The organism is Kosakonia cowanii JCM 10956 = DSM 18146 (assembly GCF_001975225.1).
In the GTDB taxonomy this organism is placed as follows: domain Bacteria; phylum Pseudomonadota; class Gammaproteobacteria; order Enterobacterales; family Enterobacteriaceae; genus Kosakonia; species Kosakonia cowanii.
Window position 1 is genome coordinate 2747264 of sequence record NZ_CP019445.1, and the last position, 17956, is coordinate 2765219.

General features: G+C 56.2%; 16 protein-coding genes. 5 read left to right on the forward strand and 11 right to left on the reverse strand.

What is annotated here, in order from left to right; translation table 11 throughout:
• Positions 1–100 precede the first annotated feature (100 nt).
• The 5 genes from BWI95_RS12945 to moeA form a co-directional block, all read right to left on the reverse strand.
• The gene (locus tag BWI95_RS12945) at positions 101–916 is read right to left on the reverse strand and encodes a Cof-type HAD-IIB family hydrolase (protein WP_054804089.1); all 816 of its coding nucleotides are present in this window, start codon (positions 914–916) and stop codon (positions 101–103) included.
• 235 nt (positions 917–1151) lie between these two features.
• On the reverse strand, positions 1152–3584 hold the full coding sequence (locus BWI95_RS12950) for a formate C-acetyltransferase/glycerol dehydratase family glycyl radical enzyme (protein ID WP_076769603.1): 2433 nt from the start codon (positions 3582–3584) through the stop codon (positions 1152–1154).
• A gap of 4 nt (positions 3585–3588) precedes the next feature.
• The gene (locus tag BWI95_RS12955) at positions 3589–4488 is read right to left on the reverse strand and encodes a glycyl-radical enzyme activating protein (RefSeq protein WP_076769604.1); all 900 of its coding nucleotides are present in this window, start codon (positions 4486–4488) and stop codon (positions 3589–3591) included.
• A gap of 370 nt (positions 4489–4858) precedes the next feature.
• Positions 4859–5629, reverse strand: coding sequence for a molybdopterin-synthase adenylyltransferase MoeB (moeB, locus tag BWI95_RS12960; protein ID WP_054804090.1), 771 nt, complete (start codon positions 5627–5629; stop codon positions 4859–4861).
• A 2-nt stretch (positions 5630–5631) separates the two neighbouring features.
• A complete protein-coding gene (moeA, locus tag BWI95_RS12965; protein WP_054804091.1) occupies positions 5632–6864 on the reverse strand; it encodes a molybdopterin molybdotransferase MoeA in 1233 nt (410 codons plus the stop codon).
• A 170-nt stretch (positions 6865–7034) separates the two neighbouring features.
• Here moeA and gsiA point away from each other — a divergent pair, with 170 nt between their 5' ends.
• The 4 genes from gsiA to gsiD are packed head-to-tail and all read left to right on the forward strand — an operon-like array spanning position 7035 to position 12362.
• Positions 7035–8906 (forward strand): glutathione ABC transporter ATP-binding protein GsiA, encoded by a 1872-nt coding sequence (gene gsiA / locus BWI95_RS12970; RefSeq protein WP_076769605.1) that lies wholly within the window; start codon positions 7035–7037, stop codon positions 8904–8906.
• A gap of 33 nt (positions 8907–8939) precedes the next feature.
• The gene (gene gsiB, locus BWI95_RS12975; protein ID WP_076769606.1) at positions 8940–10478 is read left to right on the forward strand and encodes a glutathione ABC transporter substrate-binding protein GsiB; all 1539 of its coding nucleotides are present in this window, start codon (positions 8940–8942) and stop codon (positions 10476–10478) included.
• Between the two features lie 49 nt (positions 10479–10527).
• Positions 10528–11448, forward strand: a complete 921-nt coding sequence (gene gsiC / locus BWI95_RS12980; protein WP_054804092.1) for a glutathione ABC transporter permease GsiC — start codon at positions 10528–10530, stop codon at positions 11446–11448.
• A 2-nt stretch (positions 11449–11450) separates the two neighbouring features.
• Positions 11451–12362 carry a glutathione ABC transporter permease GsiD gene (gene gsiD, locus BWI95_RS12985; RefSeq protein ID WP_034813897.1) on the forward strand — a complete coding sequence of 304 codons (912 nt, stop codon included), beginning with the start codon at positions 11451–11453 and terminating at the stop codon, positions 12360–12362.
• A 156-nt stretch (positions 12363–12518) separates the two neighbouring features.
• Here the strand turns inward: gsiD and BWI95_RS12990 are convergent, their stop codons facing one another.
• Complete coding sequence (locus BWI95_RS12990) at positions 12519–13136, reverse strand: LysE family translocator (RefSeq protein WP_076769607.1); 618 nt, start codon at positions 13134–13136, stop codon at positions 12519–12521.
• A gap of 286 nt (positions 13137–13422) precedes the next feature.
• Entirely contained in the window at positions 13423–14748 is a 1326-nt protein-coding gene (gene rimO, locus BWI95_RS12995; protein WP_042716724.1) for a 30S ribosomal protein S12 methylthiotransferase RimO, read from the reverse strand.
• Positions 14749–15255: 507 nt separating this feature from the next.
• Between rimO and BWI95_RS13000 the strand changes: the two genes are divergently transcribed.
• Positions 15256–15642: a hypothetical protein gene (locus BWI95_RS13000; protein ID WP_076769608.1), complete on the forward strand. Its 387-nt coding sequence runs from the start codon at positions 15256–15258 to the stop codon at positions 15640–15642.
• Positions 15643–15755: 113 nt separating this feature from the next.
• Here the strand turns inward: BWI95_RS13000 and BWI95_RS13005 are convergent, their stop codons facing one another.
• From BWI95_RS13005 to BWI95_RS13020, 4 genes are all read right to left on the reverse strand, one after another.
• Entirely contained in the window at positions 15756–16199 is a 444-nt protein-coding gene (locus tag BWI95_RS13005; protein ID WP_054804093.1) for a DUF943 family protein, read from the reverse strand.
• Between the two features lie 82 nt (positions 16200–16281).
• The gene (locus BWI95_RS13010; protein ID WP_232374354.1) at positions 16282–16590 is read right to left on the reverse strand and encodes a hypothetical protein; all 309 of its coding nucleotides are present in this window, start codon (positions 16588–16590) and stop codon (positions 16282–16284) included.
• A gap of 8 nt (positions 16591–16598) precedes the next feature.
• Positions 16599–16943 carry a cupin domain-containing protein gene (locus tag BWI95_RS13015; RefSeq protein WP_054804094.1) on the reverse strand — a complete coding sequence of 115 codons (345 nt, stop codon included), beginning with the start codon at positions 16941–16943 and terminating at the stop codon, positions 16599–16601.
• A 72-nt stretch (positions 16944–17015) separates the two neighbouring features.
• Positions 17016–17906 (reverse strand): DMT family transporter, encoded by an 891-nt coding sequence (locus BWI95_RS13020; RefSeq protein ID WP_054804104.1) that lies wholly within the window; start codon positions 17904–17906, stop codon positions 17016–17018.
• Positions 17907–17956 lie beyond the last annotated feature (50 nt).

Sequence of the window (17956 nt, forward strand, 5' to 3'; positions counted from 1 at the left end):
AAGTTAAAAATAAGTTAATGCAAGTTTAAAAACTTGATGGATTGCACAAAGCGGGAGAAGGCCGAGGGAGAGTGCCGACGGCGGGGCGTCGGCAGGGGGATCAGCGGTCGAACGGGGCAGTGTTATCCAGCACCGCCTGAATCACATTCAGCACGCCGTGGTGGTTGTTGTCATCGGTCTGGTGACGAGCAATGGCTTTAATCGCGTCGGTGGCGTTGCCCATGGCGAAAGAGTAGTCGGTCATGCGCAGCATTTCGGCGTCGTTTCCGCTATCGCCCAGCGTCACACACGCTTGCGGGGAGAGGTTCCAGCGCTTGAGCAGACGCGAAATACCGTTGGCTTTATGCAGGCCGGGGATAATCAGATCGACAAAGCCGAAGCCGCTGGTTACCGGTTTCATAATCCCGTCGAGCGAGGTGTGCAGTTCATCAACCAGCGCCGGGATCTCGCTGTCCGGCAGATTCAGGGAGAATTTAAACAGCGTATCGTCAATCTGCGTGAAGTCGCGCACCGGCTTTAAGCGGTGATAGTGTTCCGCCATCAGATCGACAAACTCTTGCGGCGCGGCTTCGTTGATATAGGCGCTTTCAAGCCCGCAGGCGACAAAGTTCAGGCCGCCGCCTTTTAACAGCTCGCCCATCACCACCTGGGATTCGTGGCGGGTCAGTTCGCCGTGGAACAGTTGTTGGCCGTGTTCGTAGACCAGCGCGCCGTTTTCGGCGACGAAGGAGATGCGATCCTTAAGCTCCGGGAAGAAGGAGATGAGCTGGTAGTACTGGTTGCCGCTGGCAACCACGAATTCGATATTGCGCTGCTGGAGTTGCTCGAATTGCGCCATAAACCGCGTGCGATCGTACTTTTTGGCGTCATCAAGGAAAGTTCCGTCCATATCAGTGACGATAACTTTGACGGTCATATATAGCGCTCCTGAATGTCATAACGAGGAGCAACATTCTAGAGAGAATGTGATGAGTTACACAAATTTTATTTCATTCGAAAGTTTAACCGTCCTCTTTCGAGCCGCAGGTGTGTTGGCGGCGATGGCTTACCCCGGTCATTTACTTTTTGTAAACTCCCGGGGATGCGCCACCTTGCCGCCTTCCTGCGATTCGAAATACCTGGTTAAAGCGGAATGGTTTCTAACCTTAACATCACAACGTATGTTCGGTGCGGGCAATAATATCGTCCTGCGCATCCGGCGACAGGGCGGTGAAAAACGCTGAATACCCGGCGACGCGCACTACCAAATCACGATATTGATCCGGGTGCTGCTTCGCGGCGAGCAGCGTCTCGCGCGAGACAATGTTGTACTGAATATGCCAGCCTTTATGCACCTCAAAAAAGGTGCGCAGCAGCGCCATCAGCTTCTGCCGGTCGCCGTCATTTTCAAGCGTCGAGGGGTTGAGCTTCTGGTTAAGCAGCACGCCGCCGAGGATCGCGCCAACCGGCAGTTTGCCCACTGAGTTTATCACCGCCGTCGGCCCAAGATGGTCGGTGCCGGAGGCCGGGCTTGCCCCCTCTGCCAGCGGCGTATGGGCTTTGCGCCCGTCCGGCGTGGCCATGGTTGCCGCGCCAAACGGCACGTTGGCGGAGATCGACGAGGTACCGGCGTAGTATTTGCCGCCAATCGGCCCACGCCCGTAACGCGGGTTGCGATACTGCTTTAGCTCGTCGATATAGGTCTGATACGCGCGCACCAGCAGGGCATCGACGTTCTCATCATCATTGCCATACTTCGGCGCGCTGTTGATAAGCCGCTGGCGTAGTTGTTCGTGGCTCAGGCCGTCGAAATCTGCCGCCAGCGCCTCGGCCAGCTGCTGCTGGCCGATAAGGCACTGCTCAAGCACTAACTTTTTCACCGCCGCGAGGCTGTTACCAAGATTGGCGATGCCCACCTGCAGGCCGGAGACCCAGTCATACTTCGCGCCGCCCTGTTTGATGCTCTTCGCCCGCTCAATGCAGTCGTCGACCAGCGCCGAGCAGAGAATATCCGGCACGTTCTCCTCAAGCATAGTGTCGACAACATACTCAATCTCGATTGATTTGCGCGTGTAGTAGCGGATCTGCCGGTCCCATGCTTCTATCACCTCATCAAAATGGCGGAAGTTGCCTGCCGACAGCGCCTCTTTTTGCGCCAGGAAAACCTCGCCGCTGGTGGCGTCACGCCCGCCCTCCAGCGCCGCCAGCATCACGCGGGCGAAGTTGATAAAGCTCATGCCGGTGCAGCGGTAACCCCATTTACCGCCGACGGCGGTTTCGATACAGCCAATCGCCGCGTAGTCGTAAGCATCGGCAGGCTCCACGCCCAGCGCGATAAAGGCCGGAATGACAATCTCATCGTTATTAAACGCCGGCATGCCAAACCCGCAGCGGATCACCTGCACGCAGGCGTCGAGAAAATCGTCACTCATTCCGGCGTGATAGCGCACGCTGAGGTTGGGCTGGGTGGAGCGCAACCGCCCGCAGGATTCGAGGATGGCGTAAGAGAGCGGGTTAACCGCGTCATGGATCTGGCCGTTGTGCCACATTTGCCCGCCGATGGTGACATTCTGGTAGAGCGGGCTGCCCGCCGAGGCTTTCGAGTGGCTGCCGGAGCGGATTTTGTTCACCTCCAGCAGCTTCAGCCAGCAGCTCTGCAACAGCTCAATACCCTGCTCGCGGTGTAGCGTCTGTTGCAGCTCGACATCGCGACGCCAGAAGGGGTAGAGATACTGATCCATTCGACCAAACGACACGGAATGGCCGTTGGATTCAATCTGCAACAGTAGCTGGATAAAGTAGCAGAGTTGCAGCGCCTGCCAGAAGGTGCGCGGCGGCTGGTGGGCAATAAGCTCACAGTTCTCGGCGATAGCCAACAGTTCGTCGCGGCGGCTTTCGCGCGACTCGTCAGCCGCCATGGTGCGCGCAAGGTCGGCAAAACGCACAATATGCAGGCTGACGGCCTCAAGCACGATATCAATCGCTTTCAGGAACTGCTCGCCGTGCAGATCGTCAAGCTGCGTCAAATCAATCCGCGTGCGGCGCTCGCGCACCTGCTCACGCAGGCCATCCAGCCCTTTTGCCAGCAGCAGCGGGAAGTTCACCGCCAGGTGCGCATCGCCGGAGGTCATATTGCCTTCGGCTTTGATAATGCCGCTCGCAAGCAGCGCTTTTTGTTCGTCGGTAAACATGCCGTAGCAGCGATCCTGCACCGTCTGGCCGCGCCACCACGGGCAGACTTCATGCAGAACGCGCTTATTCGCTTGGCTGACCGCAAAGCCCGCACCGGGGCGATCTGCCAGCTCATCAATCTCTTTCTCAATCCAGGAAACGGTGTACTCGGGGAAGATCGGCGCGGCGCGTACTTCGCTTGCCTGGTTGCCGATAATCAACTCGTCATGTTTGATCCAGATTGTGCGCTGCGCCAGGTGATGGGCTAATGCCAGCGCGCGGCGCACTGGCAGCGGCTTATCCATATGCTGCTGGTAAATCTGCGTATAGTGCAGCGCACGTTCGGTGCAGATCGGCGGTTTTACAACCGAGATCAGCGCCTGTTTATGCGCGCGGATGCGTTCAGGCAGCGTGTTGAGTTGCATCAGAGTCATAATCTTATCCTCGCAGTGTCGTCGCCAGCCCTTTCTGGCGGGCAAATGCCGCGGCGAATGCCAGCAGTTCAGGGTCGTCGAGCGGTTTTTCAGGGGCGGTATAGGGTTCGCCGAGCAGGTCAAACTTCTGCATGCCTAGCGTGTGATAGGGCAGAAAGTGGATCTCGCCGACGCGCAGCTGGTCGGCGGCAAAGTTGGTAATCGCTTCAATGGAGGCTTTATCGGCGTTAAAGCCGGGGATCAGCGGCACGCGAATAATCATCTTTTTCCCGGCGCGGGCGAGGCGTTGCAGATTATCGAGCACGCGCGCGGCAGAGCCGTTCGTCCAGGCACGAAAGGCATTCTCATCGACATGTTTAAGATCGGCGAGAAAGAGATCTACCCACGGCAGCGAGGGTTCGATATAACGCCACGGCACATGCAGGCAGGTCTCAACGGCGGTATGGATGCCGTGCTGATGGCTCTCGCGCAGCAGTGCTTCTGAAAGTTCGGGGTGCATAAAGGGCTCGCCGCCGGAGAGCGTCACGCCGCCGCCGCTGCGATCGTAAAAGGGTTTGTCGCGCAGCAAAGTCGCCATCATCTCCGCCACGGATTTCTCTTCGCCACAGATACTCAGCGCTTCGGTCGGGCAGCAGCCGATGAGGGCATCCAGCGCTGCATCGGTGATCTTTTCACGCTGGATCAAGAGATGATTTTGCGCGCGTTGAATTACCGCAGGCGCAGCGCGTTGGCACAAATCGCAGCCGGTAAGGCAGAGGCGCGGGTCAAACAGCAGGTCGCGCGAGCGGGTACGGCTTTCCGGGTTCTGGCACCAGCGGCAGCGCAGCGGGCACCCTTTCAGAAACACCACCGTGCGAATGCCGGGGCCGTCATGGGTTGAGTAGCGCTGAATATTAAAAATCATCGACCATCTCCACATATTTCATATGGAGATTAAATAACTTTCGAATGAAAGTTGCTGTGATGGGGTTCGCGGTTTACGCCTTGTGCCTGACAGGGAGATTGCCGGGTGGCGCTGCGCTTACCCGGCCTACAAAACCGCCGCCATCCGGCAAAAAGAAGCCCGCAAACCCGTAGGCCTGATAAGGCGTTACGCCGCCATCCGGCAAAAAGAGGCCCGCAAACCCGTAGGCCGGATAAGGCATTTATGCCGCCATCCGGCAAAAAGATGTCCGCAATTCCGTAGGCCGGATAAGGCGTTTACGCTGGCATCCGGCAAAAAGAGGTCCGCAAACCCGTCGGCCGGATAAGGCGTTTACGCCGCCATCCGGCAATTAAGCCGCGGGCGATGCGCCATCGCCGCACACTTCACACTGCGGGTTACGCATAAGCTTCATCTCGCGGAACTGGCACTGCATCGCATCGTACATCACGATCTTGCCCGCGGCGGGCGTGCCGTAATGGGTCAACACCTTAATCGCTTCCATCGCCTGCATCGATCCGATAACGCCGACCAGCGGCGCCATCACGCCTGCTTCCACGCAGGTCAGCGCATTCTCGCCAAACAGGCGGCTCAAACAGCGATAGCACGGCGCGCCGTCCGCCCAGGTAAAGACGCTGATCTGCCCCTCCATGCGGATCGCCGCGCCGGAGACCAGCGGCACTTTATGCTGAAAACAGCCAGCGTTGAGCTGGTTACGGATCGCCACATTGTCAGTGCAGTCCAGCACCAGATCGTGCGCGGCAATCTGCGCGAACAGCGCCGCTTCATCAAGCAGGGCATTAACGGTGACATACTCGACATGCGGGTTGATACGCAGCAGCGATTCGCGGGCAGAGTCCACTTTAGCGCTACCGATATCCGCATCGCCGTGCAGCGTCTGGCGCTGCAGATTTGACAGCGCTACCGTATCAAAATCGAGCAGCGTCATGGTGCCTGCGCCCGCTGCCGCCAGATATTGCGCTGCCGCGCAGCCAAGGCCGCCGAGCCCGACCACCAGTACGCGCGCGGCTTTTAACCGCTCCTGGCCGTCAAAATCGAACCCGCGCAGAGTAATCTGCCGGTTGTAGCGCATCATCTCGCTGTCGCTGAGCTCTTCTGCCATCGTCAGCCTCCGAAGAGATGGTTAAACATCTCCACATCCACCCATTCGCCCGCCGCCACGTTGCCGCGCTCGCGCTCGAGCACCACAAAGCAGTTGCCCTGGCTGAAGGAGCTGAAAATGTGCGAGCCCTGGTGGCCGGTGGTGCGCACTTCGAGCGTGCCATCTTCGCCACGGCTGACAATCCCGCGCTGGAAATCGAGACGCCCCGGCGACTTTTTCAGCCCGCCGATAACGCGCGCGCGAAAACGCAGTGGCGTCACATCCGCGCCATTGCCGCTTAGTTTCGCCAGCAATGGCAGCACCAACTGGTAGAAGGTGAGGGCGGCGGAGACCGGGTTGCCCGGCAGGCCGCAGAACCAGCTATTTGTTAGCTTGCCGAACGCAAAGGGTTTGCCCGGTTTGATCGCCAGCTTCCAGAAGGCGATTTCACCCAGCTCATCAAGAATGGTTTTGGTGTAGTCCGCTTCGCCCACCGACACGCCGCCGGTGCTGATCACTACGTCCGCCTGGCTGTCGGCGGCGATAAAGGTGTCGCGCAGTTTCTGCGGATCGTCCGGCACAATCCCGAGGTTAATCACCTCATAACCAAGTTGTTCCAGCATCAGGTGGACTGACAGGCGGTTAGTGTCATAAATCTGCCCGTCAGCCAGCGGCTGGCCCGGCAGTTGCAGCTCATCACCGGTAGAGAAGAGGGCTACGCGCACTTTGCGTACCACGCTCACGTCGGCGATGCCGAGGGAGGCGAGCACCGGCAGCTCGGCGGCGGTCAGTTTTGTGCCCGCCGTAAAGACGCTGGCGCCTTTGGCGATATCTTCGCCCGCGCGGCGAATGTTCTGATTAGCGCGCACCTCGGCGGTAAAGCGGATGCCGTCGTCGCTCTGCTCCGTCTGCTCCTGCATCACCACCGCCTCGCAGCCCGCCGGGATCGGTGCGCCGGTCATAATGCGTATGCAGGTGCCTTGCGGCCACTCGCCGTTAAAGGGCTGCCCGGCAAAGGCTTTGCCCGCCACCGGCAGCGCGTTGCCGCCGTTGAGATCCGCCAGGCGCACGGCATAGCCGTCCATCGCTGAGTTATCAAAACCGGGGACATTCAGCGGCGAAACAATATTTTGCGCGACTACACGGCCAAAACAGGCGAGCAGCGGCAGGGTTTCATGCTCAGTGAGCGGTGAAATGCGTGACAGCATTTTCGACAGCGCCGTCTCCAGCGAGATCAGGCCATTTGCAGATTCCATAATTTCTATCCAGTCAACGCGAGAAGCGGCCATTATGGCAGAAAAGGGGTGGGGTCAATATGACTTGCGTCTACCTCATTGTTATCACATTGCTTTACATCGTTGTAACGACTTCCTATATTCAGAAATCGTCTTTCCCAAAGGCAGCTATCGTAAAAAAGGAGAGTGGGGTGTCGCAAGGCTTTGAACCAGAGGCAGACGTGGTTCTTGACGTCAGCAATCTGAATATCGCATTTAGCCATGAGAAGCAGCTTACCCCGGTGGTACGTAACCTCTCTTTTAATCTGAAACGGGGCGAAACGCTGGCGATTGTCGGCGAATCTGGCTCCGGGAAGTCGGTTACCGCGCTCTCGCTGCTCAAGTTGATTGAGCAGGCGGGCGGCGAAGTGAACTGCGATCATATCTGCCTGACGCGGCGCAACCGCCAGAAGGTCGATATCAACACACTTTCCTCCTCGCAGATGCGCAGCGTGCGCGGGGCGGATATCGCGATGATTTTCCAGGAGCCGATGACCTCGCTCAACCCGGTTTTCCCGGTTGGTGAGCAGATTGCCGAGTCGATTCGCCTCCATCAGAAACTGGGCCGCGAGCAGGCGATGCGCGAAGCGCGGCGTATGCTCGACCTGGTACGCATTCCCGAAGCGCAATCCATTCTCTCCAGTTTTCCCCATCAACTCTCTGGCGGCATGCGCCAGCGGGTGATGATCGCCATGGCGCTCTCATGTCGCCCGGCGGTGCTGATTGCCGATGAGCCAACCACCGCGCTGGATGTCACGATTCAGGCGCAGATTTTGCAACTCATTGCCGTGCTGCAAAAAGAGATGTCGATGGGGGTGATCTTTATTACCCACGATATGGGCGTGGTAGCGGATATCGCCGATCGCGTGCTGGTGATGAACCAGGGCGAAGCGGTGGAGACTGGCAGCGTCGAGTGCGTCTTCCGCAACCCGCAGCACCCCTATACCAAAGCGCTGCTGGCGGCAGTGCCGAAGCTTGGCGCGATGAATGGCAGCGATCTGCCGCGCCGCTTCCCACTCATCTCGGCGAAAAATCCGCAGGTGCAGGAGCCGGAAACGGAGCAGGATACTGTGGTGCCCGGCGAGCCGATTTTGCAGGTTCGCGACTTGGTGGCGCGCTTCCCCCTGCGCGGCGGCTTGCTAAATCGCATCACCAAAGAGGTGCATGCGGTGGAGGGCATCAGCTTCGATCTCTGGCCCGGCGAAACGCTGGCGATTGTCGGCGAATCAGGCAGCGGAAAATCAACCACCGGACGCGCGCTGCTGCGGCTGGTGGAGAGCCAGGGCGGCTCGATTACCTTTAACGGCGAGCGCATCGACACCCTGCCGGATCACAAGATGAAGCTGGTGCGCCGCGACATTCAGTTTATTTTTCAGGACCCGTATGCCTCGCTCGACCCGCGCCAGACGGTGGGCGATTCGATTATTGAGCCGCTGCGCGTGCACAATCTTCTCGGCAAAGCGGAAGCCCACCAACGCGTGGAGTGGCTGCTGGAGCGCGTCGGGCTGAAGCCGGAGCACGCCTGGCGCTATCCGCACGAGTTTTCCGGCGGCCAGCGCCAGCGTATTTGCATCGCCCGCGCGCTGGCGCTGAACCCGCGCGTGGTAGTTGCCGATGAGTCCGTCTCGGCGCTGGATGTTTCGATTCGCGCGCAGATCATCAATTTGCTGCTCGATCTGCAGCGCGAGTTGGGGATCGCGTTTCTCTTTATCTCCCATGATATGGCGGTCGTGGAGCGGATCAGCCACCGTGTGGCGGTGATGTATCTTGGGCAGATTGTTGAGATCGGCCCGCGCCGCGCGGTGTTTGAAAATCCGCAGCACCCCTATACCCGCAAGCTGATGTCGGCGGTGCCGGTGGCCGATCCTGCCCACCAGCCGCCGCAGCGGGTGCTCTTATCCGATGATATGCCGAGTAATATTCGTAAACGCGGGGAAACAATGCAGCGCGTACAGCTGCAAAACGTGGGGCCAGGGCACTTCGTCGCCAGAACGACGCCCGGCAGCACGCAGTCGCGTTTTTAATTGATGACAGACAGGGTTTTTCAGGAGAGCAGCATGACAGAGATCATTTCCCGACACTGGCGGGCCGTTGCAGGCGTGGTTGTCGCGCTGACCGCCCTCCCGGCTTTTGCCGCGAAAGATGTGGTGGTAGCGGTTGGTTCCAACTTCACCACCCTTGATCCCTATGACGCCAACGACACGCTCTCGCAGGCGGTCGCTAAGTCCTTCTATCAGGGGCTGTTTGGCCTCGATAAAGAGATGAAGCTGGTCAATGTGCTGGCAGAGGGTTACACCGTCTCTGACGACGGACTGGTCTACACTATCAAGCTGCGCAAAGGGGTGAAGTTCCAGGACGGGACCGATTTTAACGCCGAAGCGGTGAAAGCGAACCTCGACCGCGCCAGCAACCCGGCGAACAGCCTTAAGCGCTACAACCTCTATAAAAATATTGCCAGCACCGAGGCGGTCGATGAGAGCACGGTGAAGATCACCCTCAAGCAGCCCTTCTCGGCGTTTATCAATATCCTTGCCCACCCGGCCTCGGCGATGATTTCACCGGCGGCGCTGAAAAAATATGGCAAAGAGATCGGCTTCCACCCGGTCGGCACCGGCCCCTATACGCTGGAAGCATGGAACCAGACCGATTTTGTGAAGGTGAAAAAGTTTGCTGGCTACTGGCAGCAAGGCCTGCCGAAGCTGGACTCCATTACCTGGCGTCCGGTGGTGGATAACAACACCCGCGCGGCGATGTTGCAGACCGGCGAGGCGCAGTTCGCCTTCCCCATCCCCTATGAGCAGGCGGCGGTGCTGAAACGAAACAGTAAGCTTGAGCTGGTCACCAGCCCATCAATTATGCAGCGCTACATCAGCATGAACGTGACGCAAAAGCCGTTCGACAACCCGAAAGTGCGCGAGGCGATCAACTACGCCATTAACCGCCAGGCGCTGGTGAAAGTGGCGTTTGCCGGTTTTGCCACGCCAGCGACCGGCGTATTGCCGCCGACCATTGCCTATTCGCAGAGCTATCAACCCTGGCCGTACGATCCGGCTAAAGCGCGCGAGCTGCTGAAAGAGGCCGGCTATCCGCAGGGCTTCACCACCACGCTCTGGTCTTCCCATAATCACAGCACCGCGCAGAAGGTACTGCAATTTACCCAGCAGCAGCTGGCGCAGGTGGGGATCAAAGTGCAGGTGACGGCGATGGATGCCGGACAGCGCGCGGCGGAAGTGGAAGCGAAAGGGCAGAAGCAGAGCGGGGTGCGTATGTTCTATACCGGCTGGACCTCTTCGACTGGCGAAGCGGACTGGGCGCTCTCGCCGCTGTTTGCCTCATGGAACTGGCCGCCGACGCAGTTCAACACCGCCTTCTACAGCAATCCGCAGGTGGATAAAGATCTGGCCGACGCGCTGAAAACCACCAGCACAGATGAAAAAGCGCGTCTCTATAAAGAGGCGCAGGATATCCTCTGGAAAGAGTCGCCGTGGGTGCCGCTGGTGGTTGAGAAGCTGGTTTCCGCTCATAACAAAAAGCTGACCGGTTTTTACATCATGCCGGATACCGGCTTTAGTTTTGATAACGCCGATTTGCAATAGATAACTCACGCCGCCTTGCAGGACAGGGGGCGGAGTGAGGGAAGATGAGATGCTGAATTATATTATTAAACGCTTGCTGGGCCTGATTCCGACGCTGCTGATTGTGGCCGTGCTGGTGTTTCTGTTTGTCCACCTACTGCCGGGCGATCCGGCGCGCCTGATTGCCGGGCCGGAAGCGGACGCCGAGGTAATTGAACTGGTGCGTCGACAGCTCGGGCTGGATCAGCCGCTGTGGGTGCAGTTCTTGCACTACGTCACCAGCGTGTTGCAGGGGGATTTCGGCGTGTCGATGGCGTCGCGCCGCCCGGTGGTGGAAGAGATTGCCAGCCGCTTTATGCCGACCTTCCTGCTCACCCTTACCAGCATGCTGTGGGCGATGCTGTTTGGGCTGGGCGCGGGTATCGCCGCCGCCGTGTGGCGCAACCGCTGGCCCGATCATCTGGGGATGGCGGTGGCGGTCACGGGGCTTTCGTTCCCGGCCTTTGCGCTGGGGATGCTGCTGATGCAGGTCTTCTCCGTTGAGCTGGGCTGGCTGCCAACCGTCGGCGCTGAGAGCTGGCAACACTATATTCTGCCGTCGCTCACTCTTGGCGCGGCGGTGGCGGCGGTGATGGCGCGCTTCACCCGCGCCTCCTTCGTCGAGGTGCTCAATGAGGACTATATGCGCACCGCGCGGGCAAAAGGGGTCAGCGAAAAGTGGGTGATCCTCAAGCACGGCCTGCGCAATGCCATGATCCCGGTGGTGACGATGATGGGGCTACAGTTTGGCTTCCTGCTCGGCGGATCGATTGTGGTGGAGAAGGTCTTCAACTGGCCGGGGCTTGGTCGTTTGCTGGTCGACTCGGTGGAGATGCGCGACTACCCGGTGATTCAGGCGGAAGTGCTGCTCTTCTCGCTGGAGTTTATTCTTATCAACTTAGTGGTGGATGTTCTCTACGCCGCCCTAAATCCCGCTATCAGGTATAAGTAAGGATGCGATTGTTAAACTGGCGTCGACAGGCGATTTTAAATGCCATGCCCACGGTAAAACCGGGTCATGTGCGCACTCCGTGGCATGAGTTCTGGCGGCGCTTCTGCCGTCAGCCCGTGGCCATGACCGCCGGGCTGTTTGTCCTGCTGCTGATCCTGCTGGCGGTAATTGCGCCGTGGATCGCCCCCTTTGATGCGGAGAACTACTTCGATTATGACCGGCTGAATGAGGGGCCGTCGCTGGTGCACTGGTTTGGCGTCGATTCGCTCGGGCGCGATATCTTTAGCCGTGTGCTGGTGGGCGCGCAGATCTCGCTGGCAGCGGGTGTCTTCGCGGTGCTGATTGGCGCGGCGATCGGCACGGTGCTGGGGCTGCTGGCGGGCTACTACGAAGGGTGGTGGGATCGCATCATTATGCGCATCTGCGATGTACTGTTCGCCTTTCCCGGCATTCTGCTGGCGATTGCCGTCGTTGCGGTAATGGGCAGTGGTATGGCGAATGTGATTATCGCCGTCGCGGTCTTCTCGGTGCCAGCGTTTGCCCGGCTGGTGCGCGGCAATACGCTGGTGTTGAAACAGCAAACCTTTATCGAGTCGGCACGCAGTATCGGTGCCAGCGACGCGGTGATCCTCTTCCACCATATTCTGCCGGGCACGGTCTCATCCATTGTGGTCTATTTCACCATGCGCATTGGCACCTCGATTATCTCAGCGGCCAGCCTCTCGTTCCTTGGCCTCGGCGCGCAGCCACCGACGCCAGAGTGGGGCGCGATGCTCAACGAAGCGCGCGCGGATATGGTCATCGCTCCACATGTGGCGCTCTTCCCGTCGCTGGCGATCTTCGTCACGGTACTGGCGTTTAACCTCTTGGGAGACGGGCTGCGCGACGCGCTGGACCCGAAAATTAAGGGGTGAGGGGGCGGAGTTAATAAAACTAACGCGGGCAACAAAATCGTTGAGATGAGATTCAACGAAATGAAGTAAGGAAAAGGTAATTTAAAGAAGGTCCGCTTTGAGCGAGGAGCGGACCTGTATAGTACGTGTCAGTAGAAGAGCCCGTGCTCGACTGACCTACTTCAACAGCAGTCGTATTCCAAGCAAGGCCATAATCCCTCCGCTTAGTTTATCTATAAACTTACGGTATTTAATGTAAGCCAGGCGTGGCCCGTGAGTTGATAATAAGCATGCAACGACGGCATACCAGAGCACATCAATAACGAATGCCATTGTTGGCAGGATGATGTACATAACAGGCGGAATATTTTTGCTAAGCGCTGCAGAAAAAATACTGGCAAATACCAGTGCCGTATGGGGATTGCTGATTTGCGTAAATACGCCAGTCATAAAAGCTTTTGAGGCGCTTACTTCTGCGGCATCGGTAAAATCATTAGAACGATTTGAAGGACGGCGAAACATTTTCAAAGCCAGCCATAAAAGATAGCATCCGCCTGCAACCTTCAGTCCTGTGTACAGTGATGGGATCAACGTCAGCAGGGTGTGAAGACCCGCTAACGCGATGGCAGCAAAAACAAACGCACCAAAACCCATACCTGCAGCAACAGATAATGCGGCTCGTCTCGAACTGGACATGGCCGTTCGGGCAACAAGAAGAAAGCTCACTCCTGGGCTCATTGCGCCAAACAAGATAGCTACACCAATAGCAGAAAGCGCGATCACATCATTTGTCATTCATCTTCCCCATTATTGATTGATATCAGGCAGCTCCCACATCGCGCTAACCACCCTCGATTAACACCATAACACAAAGCCAACAATGTCCATCTCCGACATAAACCAGACTCTCATGGTACTCACCCTCGGCCTTATCTCCCTGCACGAAGAACGTCCCGCAACATCAGATACAAGTGGGCAAATGCCGGATGGCGCGTAAACGCTTATCCGGCCTACGCGTTCGTTGAGCCATTCGCTGGCAATAAGCACAAAAAACCCGGCGGGCGCCGGGTTTTTTTATCGCTTAAACGCGTGTGCCCCACAGGTCATACTCGTCGGCATTCTCTACTTTCACGCGAACTATATCGCCCGGTTTGACGTTAGTTTCACCGTTCAGGTAGACCGCGCCGTCGATTTCCGGGGCATCGGCCATACTGCGGCCAATCGCGCCTTCCTCATCCACTTCGTCGATCATCACCAGGATTTCGCGACCAATCTTCTCCTGCAGACGCTCAGCGGAGATGCGCTGTTGCAGCTGCATAAAGCGGTTCCAGCGCTCCTCTTTCACCTCTTCCGGCACCTGATCCGCCAGCTCATTGGCGGTGGCACCCTCAACCGGGCTGTATTTGAAGCAGCCGACGCGATCGAGGCGCGCTTCGGTCAGGAAGTCGAGCAGCATCTGGAAATCTTCTTCGGTCTCGCCAGGGAAGCCGACGATAAAGGTGGAGCGCAGCGTCAGTTCCGGGCAGATTTCGCGCCAGCGCTTGATGCGTGCCAGCTGGCGATCGACCGCGCCAGGGCGCTTCATCAGCTTCAGAATGCGCGGGCTGGCGTGCTGCAACGGGATGTCGAGGTAGGGCAGAATTTTGCCTTCCGCCATCAGTGGGATCACGTCATCCACGTGCGGGTAGGGGTAAACGTAGTGCAGACGCGTCCAGACGCCGAGTTTGGCCAGCTGCTCGCAGAGGCCAACCATGCTGGTTTTCACCGGCTCGCCGTTATGGAAGCCCATGCGGTGCTTCACATCAACGCCGTAAGCGGAAGTGTCCTGCGAAATCACCAGCAGCTCTTTAACGCCAGCATCGACCAGGCGTTTCGCTTCGGAGAGCACGTCGCCAATCGGCCGGCTCACCAGATCGCCACGCATCGACGGAATGATGCAGAAAGTGCAGCGGTGGTTACAGCCTTCGGAAATTTTCAGGTAAGCGTAGTGGCGCGGCGTCAGTTTCACGCCCTGTTCCGGCACCAGGCTTAAGAAGGGGTTGTGCTGCGGTTTCGGCACATAGTGATGAACATGGGCGAGAACCTGCTCATAGCTGTGCGGGCCAGTGATCTCCAGCACTTTCGGGTGCACTTCGCGGATTTGATCCTCTTTCGCGCCCAGACAGCCGGTGACAATCACTTTACCGTTTTCATTCAGCGCTTCGCCGATCGCTTCCAGCGACTCCTGCACGGCGCTGTCGATAAAACCACAGGTATTTACGATCACCATATCGGCATCATCGTAACTCGGGACAACATCGTAACCTTCGGTACGCAGCTCCGTAAGGATGCGTTCGGAGTCGACGAGATTTTTTGGGCAGCCAAGAGAGACAAAGCCGATTTTCGGCTGCAGGTTCACATTGCTCATAGTTCAAAAAGTAATCAGTTATAGGATCTTAGGCGAGGGATTGTACAGAGTTCCGGGCGGGATTTATAGAGGTATAAGCAGAGATGAGTAGCTGACTTGCATGGCGTTAATGATTTTTGGAATTACTCATTGTTTGCAGTTCGCGGCAATGTTTTCTCTATTTAATTTTTATTTTCGATAGCCTCATTTATTGTTTCCATTTTTACGCTTAAACCAATAGTTCTAGATAAGAAGAATCTGTCAGGTTTTACATTTTTCATAATGAATATGTTTTTCTTGTTTTTTAAAGGGAAAATAATTGTGTTACATGCCGGTCTCTATAGTAATGGTTTTTGTCTTACTGATCGGAAAATTGAAGGTAATGTATATATTATATATAATGTTTTTTATTTGGATCTTATCAGGGATGACTTTAAATTTTAGCAATATATAAGTTAGATGCGCTACCTATAAAGTTTTCGAGCAACTTGCCGATAAAGGAGAAACCTAGATAAAAAGGAATGGGATATGAAAAGAATTCTACTTTTACCATTACTGTTCTGTTCATCAGTATATGCAGCAGAAGTTGATGTCGGTCAAATTTGTAAAGCCTCAGCGGCTTCGATGTTTGGGCGCGATCACAAAATCATGAAGCTCGACAAAATTGAATCAGGTATCGCCTACGTTCATTATTTTCGACCGCAAGACAATTCGCGTTGGGCGATCAAGTGCAAGCTAATCGGTGATCAGGTAATGTGGGCTTCTGATAATCCGGACAGCTCAGGTCGCTGGCGTGATGATCCTTTAGATAGTGTAGTGAAATATTCTATTGAAGGAAAAAACATAACTATCACAGAGGCCTATGGTGATGGTTCAGCTACTGAAAACAGTTACCCAATAAAGCAGCTCCGATAACCATTAATATAATCACAGTAGTCTTACATTGCTGTGATTATGTGATATTTAATTTCTATAAATAATACTCTGTGCGTGGTTTGCTCATTCCTAAATGGAAGGTTATATGGTTTTTAGTTAGATTGGCCGCCATCATCCACATCGAAAGATATTTTATTTTTACTATCTCCTGAAATTGCAAAGAGTGTATTTTTCTTTATGCACCGTTTAGCCGTTTTGATTTCGTTATTGCAAATATAATCATCTTCGCTTTCGCCGGTTATGAAATTAGCATGAGGTAATTCAACGTAACCCTCGCCAAAATCCATCACTGGAACTCTGAAGAATCCGCTCTGCGGAACTACCTTATATTTTTCTTTAAGATTAGTTTGATTTTCTCTCCACCACTCCAGCCTGGATTTTGCTGTGGTTGGTGGGTTTTTTATAAATACAGTACCATTGAATACAGCCATGATTTGGCTGTTGTTAGAGGACGTATTTGAGCGGAATATAACGAACGTAAGAATAATAATTAGCCCGACGGTTAATATGTATTTGATATTTTTCGGTTCAAGCATCGTTATTATTCCTGGTGGTCACTTACTCTTCAGTTCCGTATCATGTTTATACCTTAACTTGAAAAAAGAGTAACCCAAACACTCAATTATTTAGAATCTCCTGTACCCAGTCATCCCAGCATGCACAGCCAAGGTCTGCGACCACCGCGTTTTCATTGGTCTCCAGCCACCACTTTTTAACGGTGGCATACTCCTCAGAAGTGAGCGCAAAGGGGCGCCAGGTGCCCATCCGGCAATCCTGGTCGCAGGGATCGCAGCCTTGTAAAAAGAACGCATTCAGAAAGGCCTGCGGGGGAAAGTAACCGCTGCCGTCAATGATGCTGAAAATGCCATACTGCACGTGAATATTTGCAGTAAGAATACGTATCGCTTCCGCGCTCTGGTTCATCATTGACCCTTTTACTGCTCCGCGACATCGGTGCGGTCACCGCGCGGGGTCGGGTGAGAGAAGACAATAAACTCAACCGCTGCATCAGAATCATTTCGCGCCTGATGTTTCGCTAATGGCGGGATCTCAATCCCTTGCTGGGCAGCAATGTGCTGCTTTTCACCTTCCAGCTCCATTGTCAGCACGCCGCTGAGCACAAAGAAAAATTGCCGCGAGACGGAGTGATAATGGCGCTGCTCCTGTGTCCCTGCGGGCATTTTCTCATGAATGATCATCATCTCTGGCCGCTTCACCAGGTACCAGCCGTCGCACCCCTCGCCCCAGTTATAGTGCTCGGCATTCTCTTTTGAAATCATTTACTTCTCCTGGTGTATACCTCTTTCCCTACCGTTATACCCATCATCGACGCCCGGCATAAGCTGCCTGAATTAGCGGGCGCACTTTCGCGATCCAATTACGCAGAGGATAACCCCCAGCGTCACCAGTAACATTAGCGGGCTGACACGCTCGTTGAGCAGCAGGGCGGAGAGGGCAAGACCGAAAAAGGGCTGCAACAGCTGTAGCTGGCCGACGGCGGCAATCCCGCCGCGGGCGAGGCCGTTGTACCAGAAGATGAAGCCGATCAGCATGCTGAAGAGCGAGACGTAGCCTAGTGCGCACCAGGCTTGCGCGCTGATATCAACAAGCGTTGCGGGTTGCGTCAGCCAGGCGGCGGGCAGCATCACCGGAAGCGACAGGATCAGCGCCCAGCAGATCACCTGCCAGCCACCAAGCGTGCGGGTTAAGGCTGCTCCTTCGGCATAGCCCAGCCCGCACACTACCACTGCTGCCAGCATCAGCAGATCGCCGGTCAGCGAAACGGCATGACTCTGCGCCAGCGCGAAGGCCACCACCAGCAGGCTGCCAAGCAGTGAGAAGAGCCAGAAGGCGCGCTTTGGCCGCTCGCCGCCGCGCAGCACCGCAAAAATCGCCGTGCAGAGCGGCAGAAGGCCGAGAAAGAGAATCGAGTGGGCGGAAGTGACATGCTGTAACGCCAGCGCCGTCAGAAGCGGAAAACCAATCACCACGCCGCAGGCGACGATCAGCAGGGGGAAAAGCTGCGCGCGCTGCGGGCGCGGTTCGCGCAAAACACAAACAAGGAGAATCGCCAGCAATCCGGCGAGCGAGGCGCGCAGAAAAGTGAGGAAAAAGGGCGACATCTCCAGCACGGCGATGCGCGTGGCGGGTAACGAGCCGCTGAAAATCACTACCCCCAGCAGGCCGTTGAGCCAGCCTGCCAGCGCAGAGTGCGTCGGTTTGTTTAGCGCGGAATTTGCCATCTTGACCTCGTTATCACTGATTAGTGGGAGCTTGAGCATTGATGGGCTGA